Here is a 23,033-nt window from a genome sequence, read left to right on the forward strand (position 1 = left end):
ACGACATCAATTTTACGAAGATTGCCTGCCTGCAAATCGCTACACTGGCCCGGTGGCACGTGCCGGACGCACGCGCAGGTCAATCAATAGCTGGATGCAGGAGAGATGCGTGCTCAAGAAACTGGGAATTAAAGGCCGCGTGCTGTTGCTGACCCTGTTGCCGACCACTCTGATGGCGGCGGTCCTGGGCGGCTATTTCACCTGGACGCAGCAATCCGACCTGCAAACCCAACTGATGCAGCGCGGCGAGATGATCGCCGAACAGCTCGCGCCCTTGGTGGCCCCGGCCATGGGTCACAAAGACAATGAGTTGCTGGAGCGCATCGCCACTCAGTCGCTGGAAACACCAGACGTGCGCGCCGTGACCTTCCTCGCCCCCGACCGCACGCCCGTGGCCCACGCCGGCCCGACCATGCTCAACCCGGCACCGATGGGCAATGGCTCGCAGATGCTGCGCCGCAGTGGCAACGATGCGACGCGTTATCTGCTGCCGGTGTTCGGCAAGCACCGCAACCTGGCCGGTGACCTGATACCTGATGAAGCCGAGCGCCTGCTGGGCTGGGTCGAGCTCGAACTGTCCCACAGCGGCATGTTGCTGCGCGGTTACCGCAGCCTGTTCGCCAGCCTGCTGCTGATTGGCGCGGGCCTGGCCGGTGCGGCGTTGCTCGCCTTGCGGATGGGCCGTACGATCAATCGACCGATCAGCCAGATCAAACTGGCGGTGGCGCAACTCAAGGACGGTCATCTGGAAACCCGCCTGCCCCCCCTTGGCAGTCAGGAGCTGGATGAGCTGGCGTCGGGCATCAACCGCATGGCCGGCACGTTGCAAAACGCTCAGGAAGAATTGCAGCACAGCGTCGACCAGGCCACCGAAGACGTGCGCCAGAACCTGGAAACCATCGAGATCCAGAACATCGAGCTGGACCTGGCGCGCAAGGAAGCCCTGGAAGCGAGCCGGATCAAATCCGAGTTCCTGGCCAACATGAGCCATGAAATCCGCACGCCGCTCAACGGTATTCTCGGCTTCACTCATCTGTTGCAAAAAAGCGAGCTGACCCCGCGACAGCTCGACTATCTGGGCACCATCGAAAAGTCTGCCGACAGCCTGCTGGGGATCATCAACGAGATCCTCGACTTCTCGAAAATCGAGGCCGGCAAACTGGTGCTCGACAATATTCCGTTCAACCTGCGCGACCTGTTGCAGGACACGCTGACCATCCTCGCCCCGGCCGCCCATGCCAAACAGCTTGAGCTGGTGAGCCTGGTTTATCGCGACACACCTTTGTCGCTGGTGGGCGATCCGCTGCGACTCAAGCAGATCCTCACGAACCTGGTGAGCAACGCGATCAAGTTCACCCGCGAAGGCACCATCGTCGCCCGGGCCATGCTTGAAGAAGAACACGAAGACAGCGTGCAACTGCGTATCAGCATTCAGGACACCGGCATCGGCCTGTCGAACCAGGACGTGCGCGCCCTGTTCCAGGCGTTCAGCCAGGCCGACAATTCGCTGTCCCGCCAGCCCGGCGGCACCGGTTTGGGGCTGGTGATTTCCAAGCGGCTGATCGAGCAGATGGGTGGCGAGATCGGCGTCGACAGCACGCCGGGCGAAGGCTCGGAGTTCTGGATCAGTCTCAGCCTGCCCAAGACCCGTGACGATGCCGAAGACCTTCCCGCCCCACCGCTGCTCGGGCGCCGCGTGGCGGTGCTGGAAAACCATGAACTGGCGCGCCAGGCCTTGCAGCATCAACTGGAAGATTGCGGCCTGGTCGTGACGCCGTTCAATACCCTGGAAAGCCTGGCCAATTGCGTAACCGGCGCGCATCAGACCGATCAGGCGATCGACCTGGCGGTGCTCGGCATCACCAGCAACGACATGCCACCGGAGCGCCTCAACCAGCACATCTGGGACCTCGAACACCTGGGCTGCAAAGTGTTGGTGCTGTGCCCGACCACCGAACAGACGCTGTTCCACCTTTCGGTGCCCAACCCACACAGCCAGCTCCAGGCCAAACCGGCCTGCACCCGCAAGTTGCGCCGGGCCTTGTCCGACCTGGTCAACCCGCGCCAGCAGCGCAACGAACCCGGCGAACCGGTATCCAGCCGCGCGCCGAAGGTGCTGTGCGTCGACGACAACCCGGCCAACCTGTTGCTGGTGCAAACCCTGCTCGAAGACATGGGCGCCAAGGTGCTCGCGGTCGAAAGCGGTTACGCGGCGGTGAAAGCGGTGCAAAGCGAGACCTTTGACCTGGTGTTGATGGACGTGCAAATGCCCGGCATGGACGGGCGTCAGAGCACCGAGGCGATTCGTCAGTGGGAAAGCGAGCGGCATTGCACGCCACTGCCGATCGTCGCCCTCACCGCCCACGCCATGGCCAACGAAAAACGCGCGCTGCTGCAAAGCGGCATGGACGACTACCTGACCAAACCGATCAGCGAACGGCAACTGGCCCAGGTGGTTTTGAAGTGGACCGGCCTGGCGTTGCGCAATCACGGGCCGAAGCGCTCCAGCGACAGCCATGGCGGCGCACATGAGTTGCAGGTGCTCGACCACGACGAAGGCTTGCGCCTGGCCGCCGGCAAAGCCGATCTGGCAGCCGACATGCTGGCGATGTTGCTGGCCTCCCTGGAAGCCGACCGCGAGGCGATTCGTCTGGCCCGGGAAATCAATGACCAGAACGCCCTGATCGAGCGCGTCCACCGCCTGCACGGCGCGACCCGCTATTGCGGCGTCCCGCAACTGCGTGCCGCCTGCCAGCGCAGCGAAACCCTGCTCAAGCAACTGGACCCGAAAGCCCCCGGCGCCCTGGAAGAACTCGACCGGGCGATCAATCGCCTGGCCGCCCACGCCCGAATAAACGCTTGATGCAGCGCAATGGTGCCCAAACCATAACCGCTAAACTCACCGGATTCTGTAATCGTGACCGAGTTATCCAGGAGGACCGTATGCGCACGATTCTTTTCAGCAGCCAGACCTACGACCGCGACAGCTTTCTCGACGCCGAGCTGCCCGCCGGTATCGAGCTGCACTTTCAATCGGCGCGGCTGAGCCTCGATACCGTGGCATTGGCGGAATTTCACGAGGTGGTCTGCGCGTTCATCAATGATGACCTGAGCGCCCCGGTGCTGGAACGTCTGGCCGCGGGCGGCACACGCTTGATCGCCCTGCGCTCGGCCGGCTACAACCATGTCGACCTGGAGGCGGCGAAGCTGTTGGGGCTCTCGATTGTGCGGGTCCCGGCCTACTCGCCGCACGCGGTGGCCGAACACGCGGTGGCGCTGATCCTCGCGCTCAACCGGCGACTGCACCGCGCCTACAACCGCACCCGCGAAGGTGATTTCAGCCTGCACGGCCTGACCGGTTTCGACTTGGTGGGCAAGACTGTCGGCGTGGTCGGCACCGGGCAGATTGGCGCGACCTTCGCGAAAATCATGAACGGTTTCGGCTGCCGGTTGCTGGCTTATGACCCCTACCCTAATCCGCAAGTCGAAGCCCTCGGTGCTCGTTACCTGAGCTTGCCGGAGCTGCTCGCCGAGTCGCAGATCATCAGCCTGCACTGCCCACTCAACGAGCAGAGCAAACATTTGATCAACCGCGAGTCACTGGCGCACATGCAGCCCGGCGCGATGTTGATCAACACCGGGCGTGGTGGTCTGGTGGACACGCCGGCGCTGATCGACGCGCTGAAGGACGGCCAATTGGGTTATCTGGGGCTGGATGTCTATGAAGAAGAGGCGCAGCTGTTCTTCGAGGACCGGTCCGACCTGCCGTTGCAGGACGATGTGCTGGCGCGGCTGCTGACCTTTCCGAACGTGATCATCACCGCGCACCAGGCCTTCCTGACCCGCGAAGCCTTGGACGCGATTGCCACGACGACCCTGCAGAACATCGCCGCCTGGGCCGCCGGCACACCGCAGAATCGGGTCGAGGGCTGACTCGATCAGGCCTTGGACAAGAGGATCATAAGCCCCAGCCAGCCGAACCCCAACAAGCGTTGCCCCAGCGAATGCCCGCGACGCAGCAGGAACCAGACAAAGAACGGCGGCAGAAAGAAAATCATCAGCTTCAGCCAGAGTTCCACCGGGCGCACGCCGTTGGGGGCGGCCATCGGCGCCGCCGTTTCGGCCGGAACTTCGGTTTTGCGTTTACGTCCGAACGCGGCCGGGATCACCCTGGCGACTTTCGCATCTTCTGGCAAACGCCCGAAAGAAAGCGGCGCCTGCAAGGGCGCTGCCGTCGAAGTGGTTGCTTGCACCGTTCCCGCCGGTGCACCGCAATGAATGCAAGCAGGCGCCATGGAGCTGATGCTTTGCTTGCACTCAAAACATTCGATTAACGCCATGTCCGTTCCTTGAGATGCAAAAGCGGCAGTGTGCCATGAGTCGGCCGGTGATTTGAACCAGATCGAAGGTCATCTGCCCACGCCATGCTGCGTGCAGGCCCGTGATAGCATACCGCGCATATTTGGAGGACCCATGGTCGAACACGATTTCCGCTATAACCTGATGAACCCGCAACACACCCTCACCGAATGCCGCGCCCTTGTGCCGGGGCGTTATCAAGTCACCGGCAACGGCGGCTCGATTCGTAATAATGACGTGCTGGTCGTGACCCTCAAGGGTGCCAAGGACTTGTCCATGCGCCTGACCGTGGAAACGGTTCGCCACCTGATCAACCCGCCCGGCCAATGGGTCGCGGTGGCCAGTGGTCCGGTGTTCGGCGAATTGGCGATCCACACCTGGAAAGTCAATTGCGACAGCTGCGCCAAAGAGTTGAGCTTCGAGTTCGCAGTCGACGCCAAACTGGGCAACAAGGCTGAAAAGCCTGCCGCCACCGCGCGGATTGCCGAGTTGGGCTGGACCACCGTTGGCGAGAAGCACCTGTGCCCGAAATGCCAGGAGCCCGCGTGATGAAACGCCTCGCCCTGACCGCCCTGGTCGGTGCCAGCCTGCTGGGCTGCGCCGCCGAGCCGGTGAAATTGCAACAAAACCGCAGCTACATTCTGGAATGGATCGGCGAACGTCCGTTGATGGACTACAGCCACCTGACCATTACTCTTGGTGAAGACGGCCGGGCTTACGGCAATGGCGGCTGCAACCACTGGTTTGCGCCGTACACGCTGGAAGGCGACAAACTGAGCTTCGGCAAGATCGGCAGCACCCGCAAAATGTGCCCGCCGGCCGTGATGGAGCAGGAAAAACGCTTCATGCAGGCCCTGGAAAATGTGCAGCGCTGGGATGTTTCGCCGATCGAGCAGATGCGCTTCTGGCCGGCGGAAGGCAAGCCGTTGCGTTGGTGGCTTGAAGAGGGTTGATAACCCCGGCCTCTGGCCAAGTGAATACCTGTGGCGAGGAGCTTTTGTGGCGAGGGGATTTATCCCCGTTGGACTGCGCAGCGGTCCCATTTTTGGGGTCGCTGCGCAACCCAACGGGGATAAATCCCCTCGCCACAAAAGCCCCTCACCATAGAAGCTTCTTAACAACAAGAGCCATACGCAGTCAGTTGAGCGCCTGTAACGCCTCCAGCTTGGCCATCACCCCTGCCGCGGTCTGCTCACCCATCAACTGCTCGCGCACCTTGCCCTTGTTATCGATGATGTACGTCACTGGCAACGCCTCGCTGCGTGGCAACTCGAAAAGATCCGCCGGGTCCGACGCCAGTACGGTGAACTTGATCCCCAGTTTCTCGCTGGCGTTTTTCAGCTCTTCCCCCTGCACATTGTCGAAATTGACCCCGAACACACCGATTTTTTTGTCCTTCAGCTGATCGGCCAGCGCATTCAACTCCGGGATCTCGGTACGGCACGGGCCACACCATTCGGCCCAGTAGTTGAGCACCACCCATTGTTTGTCCAGACGTTCGGCGGCGACTTTGTGGCCGTTCTGGTCGATGCCATAGTCGTTGCCACAGCCCCCCAGCATCAACGTACCCATGATCGCCAATGCCGCTGCCAGTCGTCTTGTCATGTCGTAATCCTTGTTCAAAATTGAATGCGCCTGCGACCCATCGCCTCCCGAGGTTCTGGATTGCGCGCTGCACAGTTAGAATAGCCGCCACCTTACGCAAGATGCGACCCGCACATGACCGATCTGACGCTTTATCACAATCCGCGCTGCTCGAAATCCCGCGGTGCGCTCGAACTGCTGGAAGCCCGTGGCCTGGCCCCGACCGTGGTCCGCTACCTGGACACCCCGCTGGACGCCGCGCAAATCCAGAGCCTGCTGACCAAGCTCGGCATCAGCGCCCGGCAACTGCTGCGCACCGGCGAGGATGAGTACAAAACCCTCAATCTGGCCGACAGCAGTCTGAGCGAGGCGCAATTGATCGCTGCCATCGCCGCCAATCCGAAACTCATGGAGCGACCGATTCTCGAAGTCGGCGACAAAGCCATCATCGGCCGTCCGCCGGAGAACGTGCTGGAGTTGCTGCCGTGAGTGCGCCGTACATTCTGGTTCTGTATTACAGCCGCAGCGGTTCGACCAATGAGATGGCCCGGCAGATTGCCCGAGGCGTCGAGCAGGCCGGGATGGAAGCGCGTCTGCGCACGGTCCCGCCGATCTCTACCGAATGCGAAGCCGTGTCGCCGGACATTCCCGACGAAGGCGCGCTGTACGCCAGCCTCGACGACCTGAAGAACTGCGCAGGCCTGGCCATGGGCAGCCCGACCCGGTTCGGCAACATGGCGGCGCCGCTCAAGTACTTCCTCGACGGCACCAGCAATCTTTGGCTGACGGGCGCCCTGGTGGGCAAACCGGCCGGGGTGTTCACCTCCACCGCGAGCCTGCACGGCGGTCAGGAAACCACGCTGCTGTCGATGATGTTGCCGCTGCTGCACCACGGCATGCTGATCACCGGCCTGCCTTACAGTGAATCAGCCCTGCTGGAAACCCGTGGCGGCGGCACGCCGTATGGCGCGAGTCATCACGCCGGGGCGGATGGCAAAAGCGGTTTGAATGAACATGAAGTCGCGCTGTGCCGGGCGTTGGGCCTGCGTCTGGCGAAGACTGCGCAAAAACTGGGGAACTGACGTGGCGAAAAAGCCGAAGATTCTGCCCTCGATCCAATGGCTCGAACCACGGGTCCGGGCGATGCGGGTGATCAGCCTGCTGTGCTTTTTCGGGCTGGTGGGGCTGCTGTGCGCCTATTACCTGGTATTTGCCGACCTGCACGGCGCGCGGCCATGGGTGATTTTGCTGATCGAACTGGTGCCACTGCTGTTGCTGGCGCCGGGGATGATCATCGGTAGCGCACGTGGGCACTCGTGGATGTGTTTTGTGGTGAATCTGTATTTCATCAAGGGCGCACTGGCCGCGTATGACCCGAACCGGCAGCTGTTTGGCTTGCTGGAAATGGGCGCTAGCCTGGCGGTGTTCTGTTCGGCGCTGTTGTATGTGCGGTGGCGGTTTCAGTTGAATCGCAAACTTGCAGGCGAAGGTGAGATTTCCGTCGCCTGATCTGACGCCTTCGCGGGCAAGCCTCGCTCCTACAACGGCACCACCGTACCTGTAGGAGCGAGGCTTGCCCGCGAAGGGATCGACTCGGTGTTAATGATTCACTGTGTACGCAAGCATCATCGAAATCTGGCTCATCGCCCGCCCGCCACTCTGTTCATGCCACTGGTTGAACACATCCTGCACCAACGCCAGGTCCCGTAGACTGGTTGGCACCTTGTCGACAATCTTCTGCGCATTCAACCCCGCCACCACGTCGTAACTCGGCACAAACGTGTCCTTGCCGACCATGCGCAAGAAGCGCGGCGCCGACAACCCGCCCAATTGATGGCCGCGCTTTTTCAGGTACGTCCACAACCCGACGATATCCGTCACTGGCCAATCGGCGATCAACGCGCCGAAGCTGCCCCTCTCATGCGCCTCGTCCAGGATGAACTGCGCATTGCGCGGCACGCTCTTGAGCTTGCCCAGATGGCGGATAATCCGCGCGTCCTGCATCAGGCGTTCAAGGTGTTCAGCGCTCATCAGCACAACCTTTTCCGGGTCGAACTTGAAGAACACTTCTTCGAACGACGGCCACTTGGCGTCCACCAGGCTGTGCTTGAGCCCGGCGCGGAACACGCGCAGTGCCATGGTCGAGAGGTAGCGGTCGTCGCTGATCTTGCGCAATTGCGCCGGGGTCTTGGGAACGGGCAGATGGGCTTCCAGTTCAGCCGCTGAACCGAAGCGGTTCAGACAGTATTCGTGCAGCCACTTGTAATCGCGCATGCCCTCTCCTGGAGGTTGAAACAAAAAACAAATGTAGAGTGAGCCTGCTCGCGATAGCGGTGTGTCATTCAACGTTGATGTCGACTGACACGACGCAATCGCCGGCAAGCCGGTCTCACTCCTACAGTTTCTGATTAGAGGTTGACCACGTTGACGAACCGCGAAGCGGCGGTTGCGTCGATCTTGAGGCTGGTGAAGTCGAACAGGTTGCGGTCCGCCAGTTGCGACGGTTGCACGTTCTGCAAGCTGCGGAAAATGCTTTCGGTACGGCCCGGGGTTTTGTGCTCCCACTCTTGCAGCATGTCCTTGACCACCTGACGTTGCAGGTTTTCCTGGGAACCGCAGAGGTTGCACGGGATGATCGGGAATTGCTTGAAGTCCGCGTAGGCCTGAATGTCTTTTTCGTTGCAGTAGGCCAGCGGGCGAATCACCACGTTGCGGCCGTCGTCGGCACGCAGCTTGGGCGGCATGGCCTTGAGTGAACCGTTGAAGAACATGTTGAGGAAGAACGTCTCGACGATGTCGTCACGGTGATGACCGAGGGCCATTTTGGTCGCGCCGATTTCGTCGGCAAAGGTGTAGAGCGTGCCGCGACGCAGGCGCGAGCACAGCGAGCAGGTGGTCTTGCCTTCCGGGATCAGCTCCTTGACCACCGAGTAGGTGTCTTTTTCGACGATGTGGTACTCGATGCCCAATTCTTTGAGGTAGACCGGCAGCACGTGCTCAGGAAAGCCTGGTTGTTTCTGGTCCATGTTCACGGCCACGATCTCGAACTTGATCGGAGCGACCTTCTGCAAGTGCAAGAGCACGTCGAGCATGGTGTAGCTGTCCTTGCCACCGGACAGGCAGACCATGACCTTGTCGCCGTCTTCAATCATGTTGAAATCGGCAACAGCCTCACCTGCCTGGCGGCGAAGGCGCTTTTGCAGTTTGTTCTGGTTGACCGTGAGTGTGCCCATGACGCGAGATCCGTGAGGTGTGACGAAAGGCGGCATTTTACGCAAAAACTCCTCGTCGGCGAAGAGCCCACCCACAGGGATTGTGGTGACAGACCTTGCGGCGATTAACAGCAGTGTTTACAGCGCAATTTGCTCTAACGCCCTCACACCTGCGCCGTTAAGACCTTTCTATACTGCGACATAAGGTCGCACACATATCCAGACCTTTTACTTACTTGGCCACGTTGGCCTGTAGGCGCTCCACTGGGGGGCGACGGTAAAAACAAGAGGAGTGACTGGCATGATCCATCACGTAGTGGGGCTCTTCACCCACCCCGACCAGGAATGGAAAGAAATCCGTGGCGACCAAGAGGAAAGCATCAGCCACATGTACCTGACTCACACGCTGATTCTGGCGGCGATCCCCGCTGTGTCGGCGTTTATCGGCACCACTCAGGTCGGCTGGGTCATCGGCAGCCGGGCGCCGGTGATGTTGACCCAGGAAAGCGCGCTATGGATGACGATCATGTCTTACCTGGCGATGCTCGGCGGTGTCGCGGTCATGGGCGCATTCATCCACTGGATGGCCCGTACCTATGACGCCAATCCAAGTCTGGCCCGCTGCGTTGCATTTGCGACCTATACCGCGACCCCGCTGTTCATCGGCGGTCTGGCGGCGCTGTACCCACACATGTGGCTGGGGATGATCGTCGGGACGGCGGCCATCTGCTACACGGTGTATTTACTGTATGTGGGGCTACCCACTTTCATGAACATTCCATCCGACGAGGGCTTCCTGTTTTCCAGTTCGGTGCTTGCCGTAGGCTTGGTGGTGCTGGTCGCCATCATGGCGTTTACAGTGATTGTCTGGGGACTCGGCGTGGGGCCGGTCTATACCAATTAGTAACACATCACCCAAAAACAAGATCTGCCAACACAGGCCGCCGCAAGGCGGCCTTCTAATGTGTGAGGGGGTAACGACCATTCGGCGCCTCGACGATTCGCAAGGCCCCGGCGTTGCGGCATACTCGACGTCTCTGGAGATCCATCAAGCATGCCCGAGCAACTCAATACCCGCGTCGAAGACTGTTACAAATTAGCCGAATCCTTTTTCAAACGACCTTTCAAACGCCCCGTGGTGAGCCTCAAGCTGCGCGGTCAAAAAGCCGGTGTCGCGCATCTGCACGAGAACCTGCTGCGCTTCAACCCGCAGCTGTACCGGGAAAACACTGAAGACTTCCTCAAGCAGACCGTGGCCCATGAAGTGGCGCACCTGATCGCCCATCAACTGTTTGGCGACCGCATTCAGCCGCACGGTGAAGAGTGGCAATTGATCATGCGTGGCGTGTACGAACTGCCGCCCAATCGCTGCCACACCTACGACGTCAAACGCCGCAGCGTGACTCGCTATATCTACAAATGCCCGTGCGTTGACAGCGATTTCCCGTTTTCCGCGCAGCGCCATGGACTGGTGCGGCAGGGGCGGCGGTATTTGTGTCGCAGGTGCCGGAGCACGTTGGTGTTTAGTGGGGAGATGCGGGTCGAGTAAGTCGGATTTTTGGTGCCAGTGCCGGCCTCTTCGCGAGCAAGCCCGCTCCCACATTTGAAATGCGTTCCAATGTGGGAGCGGGCTTGCTCGCGAAGAGGCCAGTACAACCGCTAAAGAACCACTTTGTTACGCCGCAGTTCTTCGATCCGCGCAGCACCAAACCCCAACTCCCCCAACACCTGATCCGTATGCTGCCCCAACACCGCACCAATATGCCGGGGCGCTGGCAACCCCTCTGAGAACTTCAACGGACAGGCCATTTGCGCCTGCGTAGAACCGTCCCCCCGCGGCACCTCCGTCACCAACTCCCGCGCCTGCAATTGCGGATGCCGCACTGCCTCACCCAAACTCAGCACCGGCTCGACACACGCATCAACCCCGGCAAACAACTCGCACAGCTGCGCAAAGTCATGCTTCTCGAATTCGGCTTTCAACTCATTTTTCAGCGCCTGTTGCTCGGCGGGCTTGGACGACAGGCCCTTGGCCGCCAGTTCCGGCCGCCCCAGCGCCGTACACAGTTGCTGCATGAAGACCGGCTCCAGACTGCCCACCGATAACCAACGCCCGTCCCGCGAACGGTAATAGTCGTAGAAGCTGCCGCCATTGAGCATCTGATCTTCCCTGCCCGGCTCCACGCCACAGGCCAGATACCCGGCGCCGGCCATGGCGTTCAGGCTGAAGGCGCAATCGGTCATGCTCACATCCAGATGCTGCCCGACCCCGCTTTGCTGCCGAGCGATCACCGCCGCCAGCAGCCCGATCACGCCGTGCAGCGAACCTCCGGCGACATCCGCCACCTGCATGCCCAACGGCAACGGCCCACTCTCGGTACGGCCGGTGTAGCTTGCCAGTCCCGCCAGCGCCAGGTAGTTGATGTCGTGGCCGGCGCGGTCCTTGTAGGGGCCGGTCTGGCCATAGCCGGTAATCGACACGTAGATCAACCGCGGATTGATCGCCTTCAAGGCTTCATAACCCAGGCCCAGGCGTTCCATCACGCCGGGACGGAACTGCTCCAGTACGATGTCATAGTCCGCCAGCAACTGCTTGATCACTTCCAGCGCCTCGGGCTGCTTGAGGTCCAGCGCCAGGCTGCGCTTGTTGCGATTGAGGTACGCGTGGCTGGCCGACACCCCGTGATCGTGCGGCGGCAACACCCGCAGCAAATCCATGCGGGTCGGCGATTCGATGCGCAAGACTTCTGCGCCCATGTCTGCCAGCAGCAATGAAGCAAACGGCCCCGGCAGCAGTGTCGAGAAATCCAGAACCTTGAGTGATGCCAGTGGACCGGGCATGAGCGACCTCCGTGAACGATGCTTCCAGCCTAGGCAGGCAAACCCATTGCAGCAATCACCTGAAGTGTCAGCAACGGTGACCGTTACGCTCAAATCCCAGGCATGAAAAAACCCGCCGAAGCGGGTTTTTCAATGCAGAGAGTCTTACTTGACGTTGCTTGGGGTTGGGCCTTCGGCCACGCCCAAGTCGTCTTCTTCACGTTCGTCGGAGATACCGCGACCGCCGGAAGCCAGCTCGACTTGCAGCTTGTCTTCGTCCAGCTCGTTCACCCACTTGGCCACGACCAGGGTCGCAACAGCATTACCAACGAGGTTGGTCAGTGCACGGGCTTCGGACATGAAGCGGTCGATACCGAGGATCAGCGCCAGACCGGCCACCGGCAGAGTACCTACGGCCGACAGGGTGGCCGCCAACACGATGAAGCCACTGCCGGTCACGCCCGCAGCACCTTTGGAGGACAGCAACAGCACCAGCAGCAGAGTGATCTGGTGGGTGAGGTCCATTGGGGTATCAGTCGCCTGAGCGATGAACACAGCGGCCATGGTCAGGTAGATCGACGTACCGTCGAGGTTGAACGAGTAGCCCGTTGGGATCACCAGACCCACAACCGACTTCTGCGCGCCCAGGCGCTCCATCTTGATCAGCATGCGTGGCAGAGCCGATTCCGAAGAGGAAGTACCCAGCACGATCAACAGTTCTTCACGGATGTAGCGAATCAGTTTGATGACGCTGAAACCGTGCGCGCGGCAGATGGCGCCCAGTACCAGGAGCACAAACAGGATGCAGGTGATGTAGAAGCAGATCATCAGCTGACCCAGCTGCACCAGCGAGCCGACACCGTAGGCACCGATGGTGAAGGCCATCGCGCCGAATGCGCCGACTGGAGCGAGCTTCATGATCATGTTGATGATGTTGAACATCACGTGCGCAAAGCGATCGATGAAGTCCAGCACCGGCTTGCCGTACGCACCCAGGCGATGCAGGGCGAAACCGAAGATCACCGAGAACATCAGCACTTGCAGGATATCGCCGTTGGCGAAGGCGCCGACGATGGTGTTCGGGATCACGTTGAGGACAAAGGCGATGATGCTCTGGTCTTTACCGGCCGAGATGAAGCCAGCGATTTTGCTGGTGTCCAGGGTCGTCACGTCGATGTGCATGCCGGCGCCCGGTTGCACGACGTTGACCACGACCAGACCGATCAGCAAGGCAAGGGTGGAAACAATTTCGAAGTACAGCAGCGCATAGCCGCCGGTTTTGCCGACCGACTTCATGTTCTGCATGCCGGCGATACCGCTGACGACCGTACAGAAGATGATTGGCGCAATGACCATTTTGATCAGTTTGATAAACCCGTCACCCAGCGGCTTGAGGGCCACACCGGTCTGCGGGTAGAAGTGACCGAGCAGGATGCCGATGGCAATAGCAACGATCACCTGGAAATACAGGGATTTGTACAGTGGCTGACGAGTCGTCATTGCAAAGTTCCTCAAGAGCGTCCCGCGACAACATCCATCTGTTGTCAACGACACCTCATTTGCGAACCCTCCTGCACTGGAGGGATTTGTTTTGTCGAGCTGCGCGACGGCAGACCTCTGCGACTTGTATCGCAAGCCCCGTGCCACCTTCGTCAAAAAGCCTGTAAGCCTTTTGACATCAAGGGTTACAGGTTTTTCTGGGTCACTGTCCGGTTACATTGGTGTGGCGGATTTCCGCCCTTCGACTAAATCACATCCTGCAATTTGGCGGATATCCGCCTTGTTCATCGTCGGCCACCACGGCTACCATCCGACGCTCAATGGACGGACCTGCCTTCTATGCGCGAACGCACCATCGCCAGTCATTTCGCCCGTGCCGTCCTCGGTGGCGCGCGCCGGTTGGGTTATGACTATTCAGAGTTGTTGCAGCAATTGGGGATCAGCCCCGAATTGCTCGACGAGCCACGGGCGCGGATTGCGCCGGAGCAGTTCACGCGATTGATCCAGGGTTTGTGGCTTGCGCTCGACGACGAGTACCTCGGTTTCGGGCCGACGCCGAGTAAAACCGGCACCTTCGCGATGATGTGCCACGCCGTGATCCACTGCCGCAACCTCGATAAGGCGCTGCATCGCGGATTATTGTTTTATAGCTTGTTCCCCGACGGTCCCCGCCTGACCCTGACCCACGAAGACGACATGATCCGCCTGAGCCTCGATGACTCGAAATTCCAGGACCCGGACCATTTCCTCACCGAAAGCCAGCTGATGGTGTGGCATCGCCTCGGCAGCTGGCTGATCGGCCAGCGCATTCGGCTGGAGCAGGCGACGTTCAGTTATTCAAGGCCCGAGCACGGTGCCGAATACGACTTGCTGTTCCCCTGCCCCATGGTGTTTTCCGCAACCCAGAGCAGCCTGCTGTTTCACAGCCGCTACCTGCACATGCCGTTGTTACAGGACGAACGCACCCTCAAACATTTCCTCCAATACTCCCCCGCCGACCTGCTGTCGCGCCCGGATGACGGCGACAGCCTGAGCAGCCAGTTGCGCCGTTTGCTCAGCCGCGACAGTACACGCTGGCCGGATCTTGAGGCCGTGGCTGCGCACCTGCACATCAGCCCGCAGACCTTGCGCCGGCATTTGCGGGAGGAAGGGTCGAGTTTTCAGGAATTGAAGGATCAGTTGCGACGGGACATTGCGATTTATCACCTGGGCCGGGCGGATCTGTCGTTGCAACAGATTGCCGAGCAGTTGGGGTTTTCCGAGCCTTCGGCGTTTCATCGGGCGTTCAAGAAGTGGACTGGCCTTACACCTGGGGCTTATCGCGCACAAGAGAACTGATTTTGGGTTGAATTGACTGGCCCCTTCGCGAGCAGGCTCACTCCTACAGTTGATCTAGGGCGTACACAAATAGTGTGTTCGCTGAAGATCCCTGTAGGAGTGAGCCTGCTCGCGAAGAACGATGACGCGGTCTACCTGACTGGTGGCTAAGGCGGATCAAGCCTGTCCAGCATCCGATTCACCGCCAGCTCACCCAGCATTACAACCTGCTGAATCCCCAACACGGTGTTGCGATGCGGCCCCTCCATCAACCCCGCAAAATTACTCAGCATCACACTTGCTGATGCCATGGACTCACAAGCGTTGACCAGCAACGTTTCGTCATCGGTATCAGGGGCGACGAAGTAGATCGTGCTGGGTTTACGTGGCGAGTCTTTGGGGATGACCGGTTTGAGGTAGTAATCGAGGGCGCGGTCGGCGGCTTCGTTGAGCTTTTTGGAGTCGGTGGAATCGTAGGGCGAGACGTCGTCGGTTTCGGGTGGGTTGGGTGTGATTTTGAACATATGAAGCTCCTAGAGTTATGGAGCCGCCACATCGCTGCTAAACGAAAAAGAGGTGGCGGCTGTACGCGGGTTAGCAGACCAGGACTCTAGAACCCGGCGCACCGAAGTGCCCCACGCAAAGCCGCCATGACATGAACGACGGACGTTGTGCGTCTAGAGAGACCTGGGCTGCTAAACCCGATCGCTGATTCGTCAGCGACCCGGAAACGATAGAACCCACGCCCCAGGCGCACAAGCCGGCGGATTCTGGCGTAGTCGTAGGCAACGGCGCAAGGATGTGTAGCCTGAGTGAGTGTCTGGAGATGTGTTTTAAACAGCGTTGTTTATTGCAGAGAATCTGTGAGATTTGCGTTTTAGGGGCTGGCCTCATCGTCGGATCGCCGCCCGGAGCCGGCTCGCTCCCACAGGGAATCTGCGGAGTATCCACTTTTCGCGAACGCCGCAGATCCAATTGTGGGAGCGAGCCGGCTCCGGGCGGCGATCCGACGATGAGGCCCGTAAGAACGCTAAAGAATTCAGATCAAACCACCGAAAAATGAATCCGGAACGCCGCCCCGCCCATCGGCGAATCCCCGAGCGTCAGCTTCGCGCTGTAGCTCTCGATAATGTCCTTCACCACCGCCAACCCAATCCCCTGCCCCGGATGCTGGCGATCCAGTCGCTCGCCCCTTTGCAGAATCCGCGCCCGCTGGTCCGGTGGCACGCCCGGCCCGTCATCTTCAACGCACAACTCAACCCCGCTCAGGGTTTCGCGCACGCTGATGCGCACTTCGCTCAGGCACAGGCGATAGGCGTTTTCCAGCAGGTTGCCCATCATTTCCAGCAGCGCGCCTTGCTCGATCGGCACGTAACACTGATCCGGCAGATCGAAAGCGACGCGCACGCGTTTGTCGCGGTAGACCTTGTCCAGCGTGTCGCACAGGCTTTGCAGCACCGGACGCAGGCGCACCTGGTGGCGTACCAGACCGCTTTTGCGCAGGCTGGCACGTTGCAGTTGATAGCCGATCTGCTGGCTCATGCGTTCGATCTGGGTTTGCAGCACCCAGGCCTGATCGCGATTTTCCGGGCGTTGAGCCATGTCTTCGCTGACGCCTTGCAACACGGTCAGCGGGGTTTTCAGGCTGTGGGCCAGGTCGTCGAGGGAATCACGGTAGCGGCTGCGCTGTTCGCGTTCGCTGTGCAGCAAGCGGTTGAGGGAGCCGGTCAGGCGCAGCAGTTCGCGTGGGTGTTGTTCGCTGAGGCTTTCGCGGGCGCCGCTTTCGATTTCGTCGAGTTCCTGACTGAGCCGACGCAAGGCCTGCAAACCCCAGGTCAGTCCGATCCACAGCAGCGCCAGCAGCACCAGCAATGCGGCGCCAAAACCGAGGTAGAGGTTTTCGCGCAGGCCTTCGAGGGTGACTTCGTATTCGCGCACCGGTTGCAGGGCCACGATGCTGAACGCCGCGCTTTTGCCGCCGAGCAGTTTGACCTCGACGTCATAGACGAAGAATTCCTGACCGTCGGCCTCGCGAATGCGCGCGAATTCGTTGCCGCGTCCGTCGTAACGCGGTTTGTAGTTGATCTTCTCTTCGCGGGTGGCCTTCGAGCGCCACACCAGGTGACCTTCGCGGTCATAGATGTAGCCAACCAAGCGGCTGTCGGTCAGGTTGAAGCGTTCATCGGGCAACTGCGCCGGCATCTGCAAAGAGTTGTTTTCCACTCGCGCGGCGGAGATCAGCGTGGTGACGTCCGATGCCAGGCGCTGCTCGATGGAATCCTGCAACGCCAGGCTGAACGCGCCCTGCATCGCTGGCAGCAACGCCAGCATGAACAGCACCGCCAGGATCGTGGCGGCGAGCATCAACCGGACACGAAGAGAACGAATCAAGTGCAGCGCTCATTGAACAGGTAGCCGAGACCACGCACGGTATCGATCGGTTTGAAACCGGCCGGGCCTTCGAGTTTGCGGCGCAGACGGCCGACCAGCACTTCGATGACGTTCGGATCGCGCTCGTCGTCGTCCGGGTAGAGCTGTTCCATCAAGCGATCCTTGGCCACCACCTGCTGGTGATGCCGCATCAGGTACTCGAGGATTCGGTATTCGTACGCGGTCAGCGCCAGCGGTTGTTCATCAAGGGACGCCTGTTTGCGGTTGAGGTCCAGCAGCAGCGGCCCGGCGACGATGGTCGACTGGGTGAATCCGCTGGAGCGGCGCAGCAAGGCATTCAGGCGCGCGTCGAGCTCTTCGAACTGGAACGGCTTGACTACGTAATCGTCGGCGCCGGCGGCGAGGCCTTCGACCTTGTCCTGCCAGTTGCCGCGCGCGGTGAGGATCAGGATCGGGAAGGTCTTGCCGCTCGAGCGCAGTTGACGGATCAGGTCGAGCCCGCCCATGCCCGGCAAGCCGAGGTCGATCACCGCCAGGTCATGGTTGAACTGCTCGGTCTGGTACAGCGCCTCCTCGGCGTTGGCCACGGACTCGACCACGTGGCCGCTGTCCGTCAGGCGGGTTTGCAGGTGATGGCGCAACAGCGCTTCATCTTCGACGACCAGCAGTTTCATAACGCTCTCCTAGGCAAATCGTTATCTCCAGCAGCACAGTTTCGCACCTCTATGCGGGACAGGGCGATGCCAGCCAGTCAGGCCGCGGAACCTGTGGGAGCGGGCTTGCTCGCGAAAGCGGTGTGTCAGGCAACAGTGATGTCGACTGAGACTACGTCTTCGCGAGCAAGCCCGCTCCCACAGGGATTGCGCTTAACTGACTGGCATTCGCGCATCCCTTTGTCAGAAAGCGTAGTTCGCCGACAGGTAAGTCTGGGCGCTGCTGGTCAGGTCCAGCGAACCTTGTTTGCTGCCACCGCGCTCGCTCATCTCGGTGCTGGCGTTGCTGCGCAGGTAACGGTAACCCATCTCGACCGAGGTATTTTGCGACACTTGCTGCAACACGCCAACCTGGCCGCCGATGGCGTAACCGATGTTGCTGTCGCGGCTGAAGCCCGGGGACTCCTGAGTCATTTTGGTCAGACCGGCCGTGGCACCGCCGAACAGTTTGGTGCTGCCGCCCACCGGGTAGAACAGATCGTAGCTGCCCAGAAGGTTTTCCTGACGCAGCTTTATGCCATTGTGCGAGCCCGACACGTTGTCGTAAGTGGCGTAGTAACGGCCCTGACTGTTTTGCTGGCCCAGACGCACACCCCAGGTGGTGTCCTTGCCGATCACGCCGTCGGCGTTCGGGCTGTTGAGGTTGTCGTTCAGGGCGTGGGACTTTTTGATCTTGTCGCTGGTCTGTCCAAGCGTAAGGCTGGCGAAATTGTCGTCGGAGGCGAAAGCGGCGGTGCTCGCGCTTAGGACGGTGAAAGCCAGAAGCAGTTTTTTGAAGCTAGTCATTGGGGAGTTTCCTCATGCGCTATTTGCTTTTTGGGTACGGGGCAAGGTTACGCAACCACCCCTGAACTCCCCCTGAACGCACTCTGAACCTGAGCTGAATCAAATCGACTCGGCTGTTTTAATGACTTTTATGCAGGAGATCCGACCCTGCGCGTTTTCCTCGCCCTCGGGAGGGTATAAGCATGGGCTCAGTGATCCGGATGCGGATCGGTTGGGCCATGGCGATCATGGTGGGCCGGATATTGGCTACAGCAAGGCGGCGGATGAAAAGTCCTGGGCGGATATGCAGGCGTTCTTCAAGAAGATCTTTGGTTGAACAGTTAGCCCCTGTCGCAAGGGGCGTTGTGGCGAGGGGATTTATCCCCGTTCGGCTGCGCAGCAGTCGTGAAACCGGCGAACTCGGTGTATCTGATATACCGAGGTTGCAGGTTTTGGGGCGGCTTCGCCACCCAACGGGGCGGTGCGACGTTTCGCTAAATCCCCTCACCACAAAAGCCCGCTGCCACTACCCAGCACCAAGGCAACCCGGCAAAATGCCCGTCATGAATCCCGTCCCCGCCCTACCCGTCTGCTGCTCCCCGCTCGATGCCCATTGGCCGCTGCCGTTTGTGCTGCCCGATACGGTGCTGTTGAGTACGCACTTCGATACCTCGCAACTGGCCAACGATGACTTCCAGCGCAGCGCCATCGAACCGCCGGCGAGCATTCAGCGCTCGGTCGCCAAGCGTCAGGCCGAGTTTCTGGCCGGCCGGGTCTGCGCCCGGGCGGCGTTGCAGCAGTTGGAGGGGCTGAGTTTTACCCCGGCCATCGGTGAAGACCGGGCCCCGGTGTGGCCCGCGCATATCAGCGGCTCAATCACCCACAGCACCGGCCGGGCTGCGGCAATTGTGGCGAAGAAAGCCGATTGGCGTGGTTTGGGGATGGACCTGGAAAACCTGCTCAACCCTGAACGGGCCGAACGCCTGGCCGGGGAAATCCTCACCCCGCAAGAGTTGCAGCGCATGGCGGCGGCCCCTCGTGATCAGCTGGCGATGCTGGTGACGCTGACGTTTTCGGTGAAGGAAAGTTTGTTCAAGGCGCTGTATCCGATTGTTCAGCAGCGGTTCTATTTTGAACATGCCGAGGTGTTGGAATGGACCGAGGCGGGTGAAGTGCGGTTGCGGCTGCTGACTGATCTGTCCAGCGAATGGCGCAATGGCGCTGAGCTGGATGCGCAGTTTGGGGTGGTGGACGGACAGTTGTTGAGTCTGGTCAGTATCAAGGCCTGAGATCTTTAGTGTCGGTTCGGGCCTCTTCGCGGGCAAGTCGGATCGCCGCACATCTCACCGCTTCTCCTGATTCCTCGGCCAACTCAGGCTGAAGCACGCCCCGCCCAGACTCTGGCTCTTGCTGATCAACGCCCGCCCGTCATGCCAATGGATGATCCGCCGCACGATCGACAACCCCAATCCATGCCCGCCCGACGCCCGGGTGCGGCTGTCATCAAGACGCAGGAACGGGGTGAAGATTTTCTCCCACGCCGACTCCGGCACGCCCGGTCCGTCATCTTCGATGTCCACCCGGCAACGCTGCTGCCCCACCTGATAACTGACGGTCACCCGCGACGAGGCGTGGCGCATGGCGTTGCTCACCAGGTTCTGGATCGCCCGGTGCAAATAGCGCGGCTCGGCCTCGACCCAGGCGTCGTCGCAATCGGCGGCGGACAGGCACAACCCGCGCTGCACAGTGACGTCGGCGCGCAGCGGTGCCAGCTCCTCGATCACCTGATTGACCAACGCATCCAGATCGATCCGCTGGAAATTCAGCGCCGGCGAGCCCTGCTCCAGACGCGCGTAGGTCAGCATTTCGTCCACCAGTTTGTCGAGGTCCTCGATGTCGTGGTCCATACCTTCGCGGTATTTCTCCAGGGCCTGCGGCGTGGTGGCCGAGCCGATCATCTCCAGGCCAAAACGCAGGCGCGCCACCGGGGTGCGCAATTCGTGGGATACCGCGCGCACCAGTTCACGCTGGATCGCCAGCAACTGCTGCAAGTGCTCGGCCATGCCGTTGAACGCCGAGGCCAGTCGCCCCACCGAGTCCGCGCCGCGCGCCGGCACGCGGGTTTCCAGGCTACCCTTGGCGATGCGCGTGGCAGCGGCTTCGAGGCCACGTAAACGTCGTTCAAGTTGTCGCACTAATAGATAGACGATCAAACCGATCAGGCTCAAACCGAGGGCCGCGATCAGCACCAGCCACTCGGGTGGATAAGGATTCATCTGATACAGCGGGCCGATTTCCAGGACCCAGGGCGTGCCGACCATACCGGCGAATACCCGGATCGAGTCGCCGCCCTTGCCCAGCGCCATCACCGTGTCGCCTTCGGAGATCCGGCGGCTCTGGTCTTCGTCCATGTCCGCCTGCTCGACGGTGACCAGCCGCAAGTCGAAACCAAAGCCCTTGTCTTGTTTCAATTGCGCCAGGCGCTTGGGCTGGTCGGCCACCGGCACGCGCACCAGTTCGTCGGCCAGCAGGTAAATGGTCGCTCGCGCCAGTTGCTCGCTGATCTGCTGCACCTCGCCCGTGAGAACAAGCTGCTCCTTGTCACTGACCAAGCGATAAACCCTTGCCGCGTGCGGGCCGGTCTGCTCCACCAGCGCCTGGCCGCGCAGCACGCGGGTGCGCTGCGTCAGGTCGAGATCGGTCTGGGCAAAGGACTTCAGCGCCAACGGAATACCCAGCAAACGTTCCCACACCAGCAAGGCCCGGTGGCGCTCGGTTTCGTTCATTGGTTGCAGGTTGTCGGCCATCAGCGAAAAGGTGCCGTGGGCCAGGCGTTCGCGGTATTGCTCGCTGCGCACCTGATTGAGCAGGTGCAACGCCAGTACGCCGAGCACCGCGACCAGAATCAGCGCCGCGCACATGCCGCCGTAGATGCGCAGGAAGATCGAGTTCACAGGGTGCAGGCTTCCGGAACGAACAGATAACCTTTGCTGCGGATGGTTTTGATCAGTCGCGGATGATCAGGGTCGTCGCCGATTTTCGGGCGGATGCGCGAGATGCGCACGTCGATGGAGCGATCCTGGCCGTCATAGCCGATGCCGCGCAGCGCGGTGAAAATCTCTTCCCGGGACAGGATGCGCCCGGCGTTGGCCACCAGCAGCCACAGCAGGTCGAACTCGGCGCTGGTCAGTTCGATACCGTTGTCATTCAGCCAGGCCTCGCGCAATGCGTTGTCCACCACCAGCGGGCCGAATTGCAGGCGCCGTTGTTTTTCCGGGGCCACCTCAGGGGCTTCACTGCGGCGCAACAGGGCCTGGATGCGCGCCAGCAGCAGGCGTGGACGAACCGGTTTGCACACGTAATCGTCAGCGCCCAGGTCGAGGCCAAGAATCTGATCAGTGTCATCGGTGCGCGCGGTGAGCATCAGGATCGGGCCGTCATATTTGTCTCGGACCTTGCGGCAGATGCTCAGGCCATCTTCGCCCGGCAGCATCAGGTCGAGGATCACCAGGTCCGGCTTTTCATTAATGATGCGAGCCGCGGCCAGGGCGCCATTGCCCTCGATCGATACGCGCAGGCCATTGGCTTCCAGGTAATCGCGGGTCAGTTCGGCCAGTCGCTGGTCGTCCTCCACAATCAATATCTGCCAGGCTTCTTGCTCCACGGTGACCTCTGCTTGCCAACAACACGAATAAGGAAGGATCCGCCCGTCTTTTTGTAATGATTGGGGAGGATAAGAAAGCATACACACTGGCCGATTGTATAAACGCCGAACGCCGAGAACACAAGCCGGCAAATGCGTTCGGACAACCCGGTTTTTTGTGGTAGGGTTCGCGCCCTTAAAAATCCGAATGACTGTTTTCAATCGCTGAAAATCAGTGAAAAACGGTCCGCTCCAGCTAGGTCGCGGCCTACACGCCTGTTCCCTCTTTCACACACAATTTACGCACAGGTTTATCCACAGGTAGTACGTTGCAACACCCTCCAAAACGCATTATCTTGTAGCACGGCGCCAAAAAAACCCTACATGTAGGGTTTTGGCTTAAAAAGCCCAACCACATTTCAGACCAGAAACTCAAGCGCTTTATTGCTGTTTCCGGTTGAACCAAGCGTGATTTTACAAGCCCAAACCGCACCTGCGGATGGCACCGTTTTTTAAGGCCGGAACAGCCAGAACGGTACGGGTGTTGCAGTCATTACTGTCACCCTGAATGGAATCCGGTTTCGAGCCCAGGCTCGCGACTAAAGACTTCGGCAAGGAAGCGGCATCATTAGCCTTTTCCTACTGTCCCGAAGTTGTTATGCCCGACGCCCGTCGGTTGTAGTGCTTCAGGACAGAACGGTGGGCACCGTGATGGTGCCCAAACAAACA

At 60.4% G+C, this 23,033-nt stretch carries 23 protein-coding genes and 1 pseudogene; 12 read left to right on the plus strand and 12 right to left on the minus strand.

Going from position 1 to position 23,033, the window contains the following annotated elements:
• The first annotated feature begins 109 nt into the window (after nt 1-109).
• Nucleotides 110-2,863, plus strand: a complete 2,754-nt coding sequence (locus ACYZTM_RS07235; RefSeq protein ID WP_461987869.1) for a response regulator — start codon at nt 110-112, stop codon at nt 2,861-2,863.
• A gap of 80 nt (nt 2,864-2,943) precedes the next feature.
• On the plus strand, nt 2,944-3,933 hold the full coding sequence (locus ACYZTM_RS07240; RefSeq protein WP_461987871.1) for a 2-hydroxyacid dehydrogenase: 990 nt from the start codon (nt 2,944-2,946) through the stop codon (nt 3,931-3,933).
• A gap of 5 nt (nt 3,934-3,938) precedes the next feature.
• On the opposite strand, the gene ACYZTM_RS07245 is transcribed toward ACYZTM_RS07240, so the two are convergent.
• The gene (locus tag ACYZTM_RS07245; protein ID WP_461987873.1) at nt 3,939-4,340 is read right to left on the minus strand and encodes a hypothetical protein; all 402 of its coding nucleotides are present in this window, start codon (nt 4,338-4,340) and stop codon (nt 3,939-3,941) included.
• A 133-nt stretch (nt 4,341-4,473) separates the two neighbouring features.
• Here ACYZTM_RS07245 and ACYZTM_RS07250 point away from each other — a divergent pair, with 133 nt between their 5' ends.
• Together ACYZTM_RS07250 and ACYZTM_RS07255 are read left to right on the plus strand one after the other, a co-directional pair.
• Complete coding sequence (locus ACYZTM_RS07250) at nt 4,474-4,908, plus strand: hypothetical protein (RefSeq protein ID WP_131060340.1); 435 nt, start codon at nt 4,474-4,476, stop codon at nt 4,906-4,908.
• Nucleotides 4,908-5,312: an META domain-containing protein gene (locus ACYZTM_RS07255; protein WP_131060339.1), complete on the plus strand. Its 405-nt coding sequence runs from the start codon at nt 4,908-4,910 to the stop codon at nt 5,310-5,312. Before ACYZTM_RS07250 ends, ACYZTM_RS07255 begins: the two co-directional genes overlap by 1 nt.
• Nucleotides 5,313-5,496: 184 nt before the next feature.
• Here the strand turns inward: ACYZTM_RS07255 and ACYZTM_RS07260 are convergent, their stop codons facing one another.
• The gene (locus tag ACYZTM_RS07260) at nt 5,497-5,964 is read right to left on the minus strand and encodes a TlpA disulfide reductase family protein (RefSeq protein ID WP_131060338.1); all 468 of its coding nucleotides are present in this window, start codon (nt 5,962-5,964) and stop codon (nt 5,497-5,499) included.
• Nucleotides 5,965-6,078: 114 nt separating this feature from the next.
• Here ACYZTM_RS07260 and arsC point away from each other — a divergent pair, with 114 nt between their 5' ends.
• Genes arsC through ACYZTM_RS07275 form a run of 3 tightly spaced genes read left to right on the plus strand, consistent with a single transcriptional unit; the run spans nt 6,079 to nt 7,452 of the window.
• On the plus strand, nt 6,079-6,432 hold the full coding sequence (gene arsC, locus ACYZTM_RS07265; protein WP_131060337.1) for an arsenate reductase (glutaredoxin): 354 nt from the start codon (nt 6,079-6,081) through the stop codon (nt 6,430-6,432).
• Nucleotides 6,429-7,025, plus strand: coding sequence for an NAD(P)H:quinone oxidoreductase (gene wrbA, locus ACYZTM_RS07270; RefSeq protein WP_109633953.1), 597 nt, complete (start codon nt 6,429-6,431; stop codon nt 7,023-7,025). Before arsC ends, wrbA begins: the two co-directional genes overlap by 4 nt.
• Before the next feature lies 1 nt (nt 7,026).
• Nucleotides 7,027-7,452, plus strand: coding sequence for a DUF2069 domain-containing protein (locus ACYZTM_RS07275; protein WP_131060336.1), 426 nt, complete (start codon nt 7,027-7,029; stop codon nt 7,450-7,452).
• A gap of 90 nt (nt 7,453-7,542) precedes the next feature.
• On the opposite strand, the gene ACYZTM_RS07280 is transcribed toward ACYZTM_RS07275, so the two are convergent.
• Nucleotides 7,543-8,217 carry a DNA-3-methyladenine glycosylase I gene (locus ACYZTM_RS07280; protein WP_131060335.1) on the minus strand — a complete coding sequence of 225 codons (675 nt, stop codon included), beginning with the start codon at nt 8,215-8,217 and terminating at the stop codon, nt 7,543-7,545.
• Between the two features lie 134 nt (nt 8,218-8,351).
• Complete coding sequence (gene ttcA / locus ACYZTM_RS07285; protein WP_461987877.1) at nt 8,352-9,176, minus strand: tRNA 2-thiocytidine(32) synthetase TtcA; 825 nt, start codon at nt 9,174-9,176, stop codon at nt 8,352-8,354.
• Between the two features lie 280 nt (nt 9,177-9,456).
• Here ttcA and ACYZTM_RS07290 point away from each other — a divergent pair, with 280 nt between their 5' ends.
• Both ACYZTM_RS07290 and ACYZTM_RS07295 read left to right on the plus strand, forming a co-directional pair.
• The gene (locus ACYZTM_RS07290) at nt 9,457-10,059 is read left to right on the plus strand and encodes a Yip1 family protein (protein ID WP_131060286.1); all 603 of its coding nucleotides are present in this window, start codon (nt 9,457-9,459) and stop codon (nt 10,057-10,059) included.
• Nucleotides 10,060-10,209: 150 nt separating this feature from the next.
• On the plus strand, nt 10,210-10,704 hold the full coding sequence (locus ACYZTM_RS07295; protein ID WP_461987879.1) for a SprT family zinc-dependent metalloprotease: 495 nt from the start codon (nt 10,210-10,212) through the stop codon (nt 10,702-10,704).
• Nucleotides 10,705-10,814: 110 nt separating this feature from the next.
• Here the strand turns inward: ACYZTM_RS07295 and ACYZTM_RS07300 are convergent, their stop codons facing one another.
• Both ACYZTM_RS07300 and ACYZTM_RS07305 read right to left on the minus strand, forming a co-directional pair.
• Complete coding sequence (locus ACYZTM_RS07300; protein ID WP_461987881.1) at nt 10,815-11,996, minus strand: CaiB/BaiF CoA transferase family protein; 1,182 nt, start codon at nt 11,994-11,996, stop codon at nt 10,815-10,817.
• A gap of 144 nt (nt 11,997-12,140) precedes the next feature.
• Nucleotides 12,141-13,475, minus strand: a complete 1,335-nt coding sequence (locus ACYZTM_RS07305; RefSeq protein ID WP_131060284.1) for a dicarboxylate/amino acid:cation symporter — start codon at nt 13,473-13,475, stop codon at nt 12,141-12,143.
• Between the two features lie 339 nt (nt 13,476-13,814).
• Between ACYZTM_RS07305 and ACYZTM_RS07310 the strand changes: the two genes are divergently transcribed.
• Nucleotides 13,815-14,813, plus strand: a complete 999-nt coding sequence (locus ACYZTM_RS07310; RefSeq protein WP_461987883.1) for an AraC family transcriptional regulator — start codon at nt 13,815-13,817, stop codon at nt 14,811-14,813.
• 146 nt (nt 14,814-14,959) lie between these two features.
• Here ACYZTM_RS07310 and ACYZTM_RS07315 read toward each other — a convergent pair whose 3' ends face one another.
• The 4 genes from ACYZTM_RS07315 to ACYZTM_RS07330 form a co-directional block, all read right to left on the minus strand.
• A complete protein-coding gene (locus ACYZTM_RS07315) occupies nt 14,960-15,316 on the minus strand; it encodes a DUF6124 family protein (protein WP_461987885.1) in 357 nt (118 codons plus the stop codon).
• 520 nt (nt 15,317-15,836) lie between these two features.
• Entirely contained in the window at nt 15,837-17,183 is a 1,347-nt protein-coding gene (locus ACYZTM_RS07320) for an ATP-binding protein (protein WP_461987887.1), read from the minus strand.
• A complete protein-coding gene (locus tag ACYZTM_RS07325; protein ID WP_449646224.1) occupies nt 17,180-17,857 on the minus strand; it encodes a response regulator in 678 nt (225 codons plus the stop codon). The genes ACYZTM_RS07320 and ACYZTM_RS07325 overlap by 4 nt, the downstream gene beginning before the upstream one ends.
• Before the next feature lie 222 nt (nt 17,858-18,079).
• The gene (locus ACYZTM_RS07330) at nt 18,080-18,682 is read right to left on the minus strand and encodes a hypothetical protein (protein WP_461987889.1); all 603 of its coding nucleotides are present in this window, start codon (nt 18,680-18,682) and stop codon (nt 18,080-18,082) included.
• A gap of 172 nt (nt 18,683-18,854) precedes the next feature.
• Here ACYZTM_RS07330 and ACYZTM_RS07335 point away from each other — a divergent pair.
• Nucleotides 18,855-18,998 (plus strand): annotated as a pseudogene (locus ACYZTM_RS07335) (dienelactone hydrolase family protein); the annotation flags it as partial.
• A gap of 226 nt (nt 18,999-19,224) precedes the next feature.
• Nucleotides 19,225-19,950 (plus strand): 4'-phosphopantetheinyl transferase family protein, encoded by a 726-nt coding sequence (locus tag ACYZTM_RS07340; RefSeq protein WP_461987891.1) that lies wholly within the window; start codon nt 19,225-19,227, stop codon nt 19,948-19,950.
• 54 nt (nt 19,951-20,004) lie between these two features.
• On the opposite strand, the gene ACYZTM_RS07345 is transcribed toward ACYZTM_RS07340, so the two are convergent.
• Both ACYZTM_RS07345 and ACYZTM_RS07350 read right to left on the minus strand, forming a co-directional pair.
• A complete protein-coding gene (locus ACYZTM_RS07345) occupies nt 20,005-21,615 on the minus strand; it encodes an ATP-binding protein (protein ID WP_131060276.1) in 1,611 nt (536 codons plus the stop codon).
• Nucleotides 21,612-22,325, minus strand: coding sequence for a response regulator (locus tag ACYZTM_RS07350; RefSeq protein WP_131060275.1), 714 nt, complete (start codon nt 22,323-22,325; stop codon nt 21,612-21,614). Before ACYZTM_RS07350 ends, ACYZTM_RS07345 begins: the two co-directional genes overlap by 4 nt.
• Nucleotides 22,326-23,033: the final 708 nt, after the last annotated feature.

Source organism: Pseudomonas sp. MDT2-39-1 (assembly GCF_054898085.1).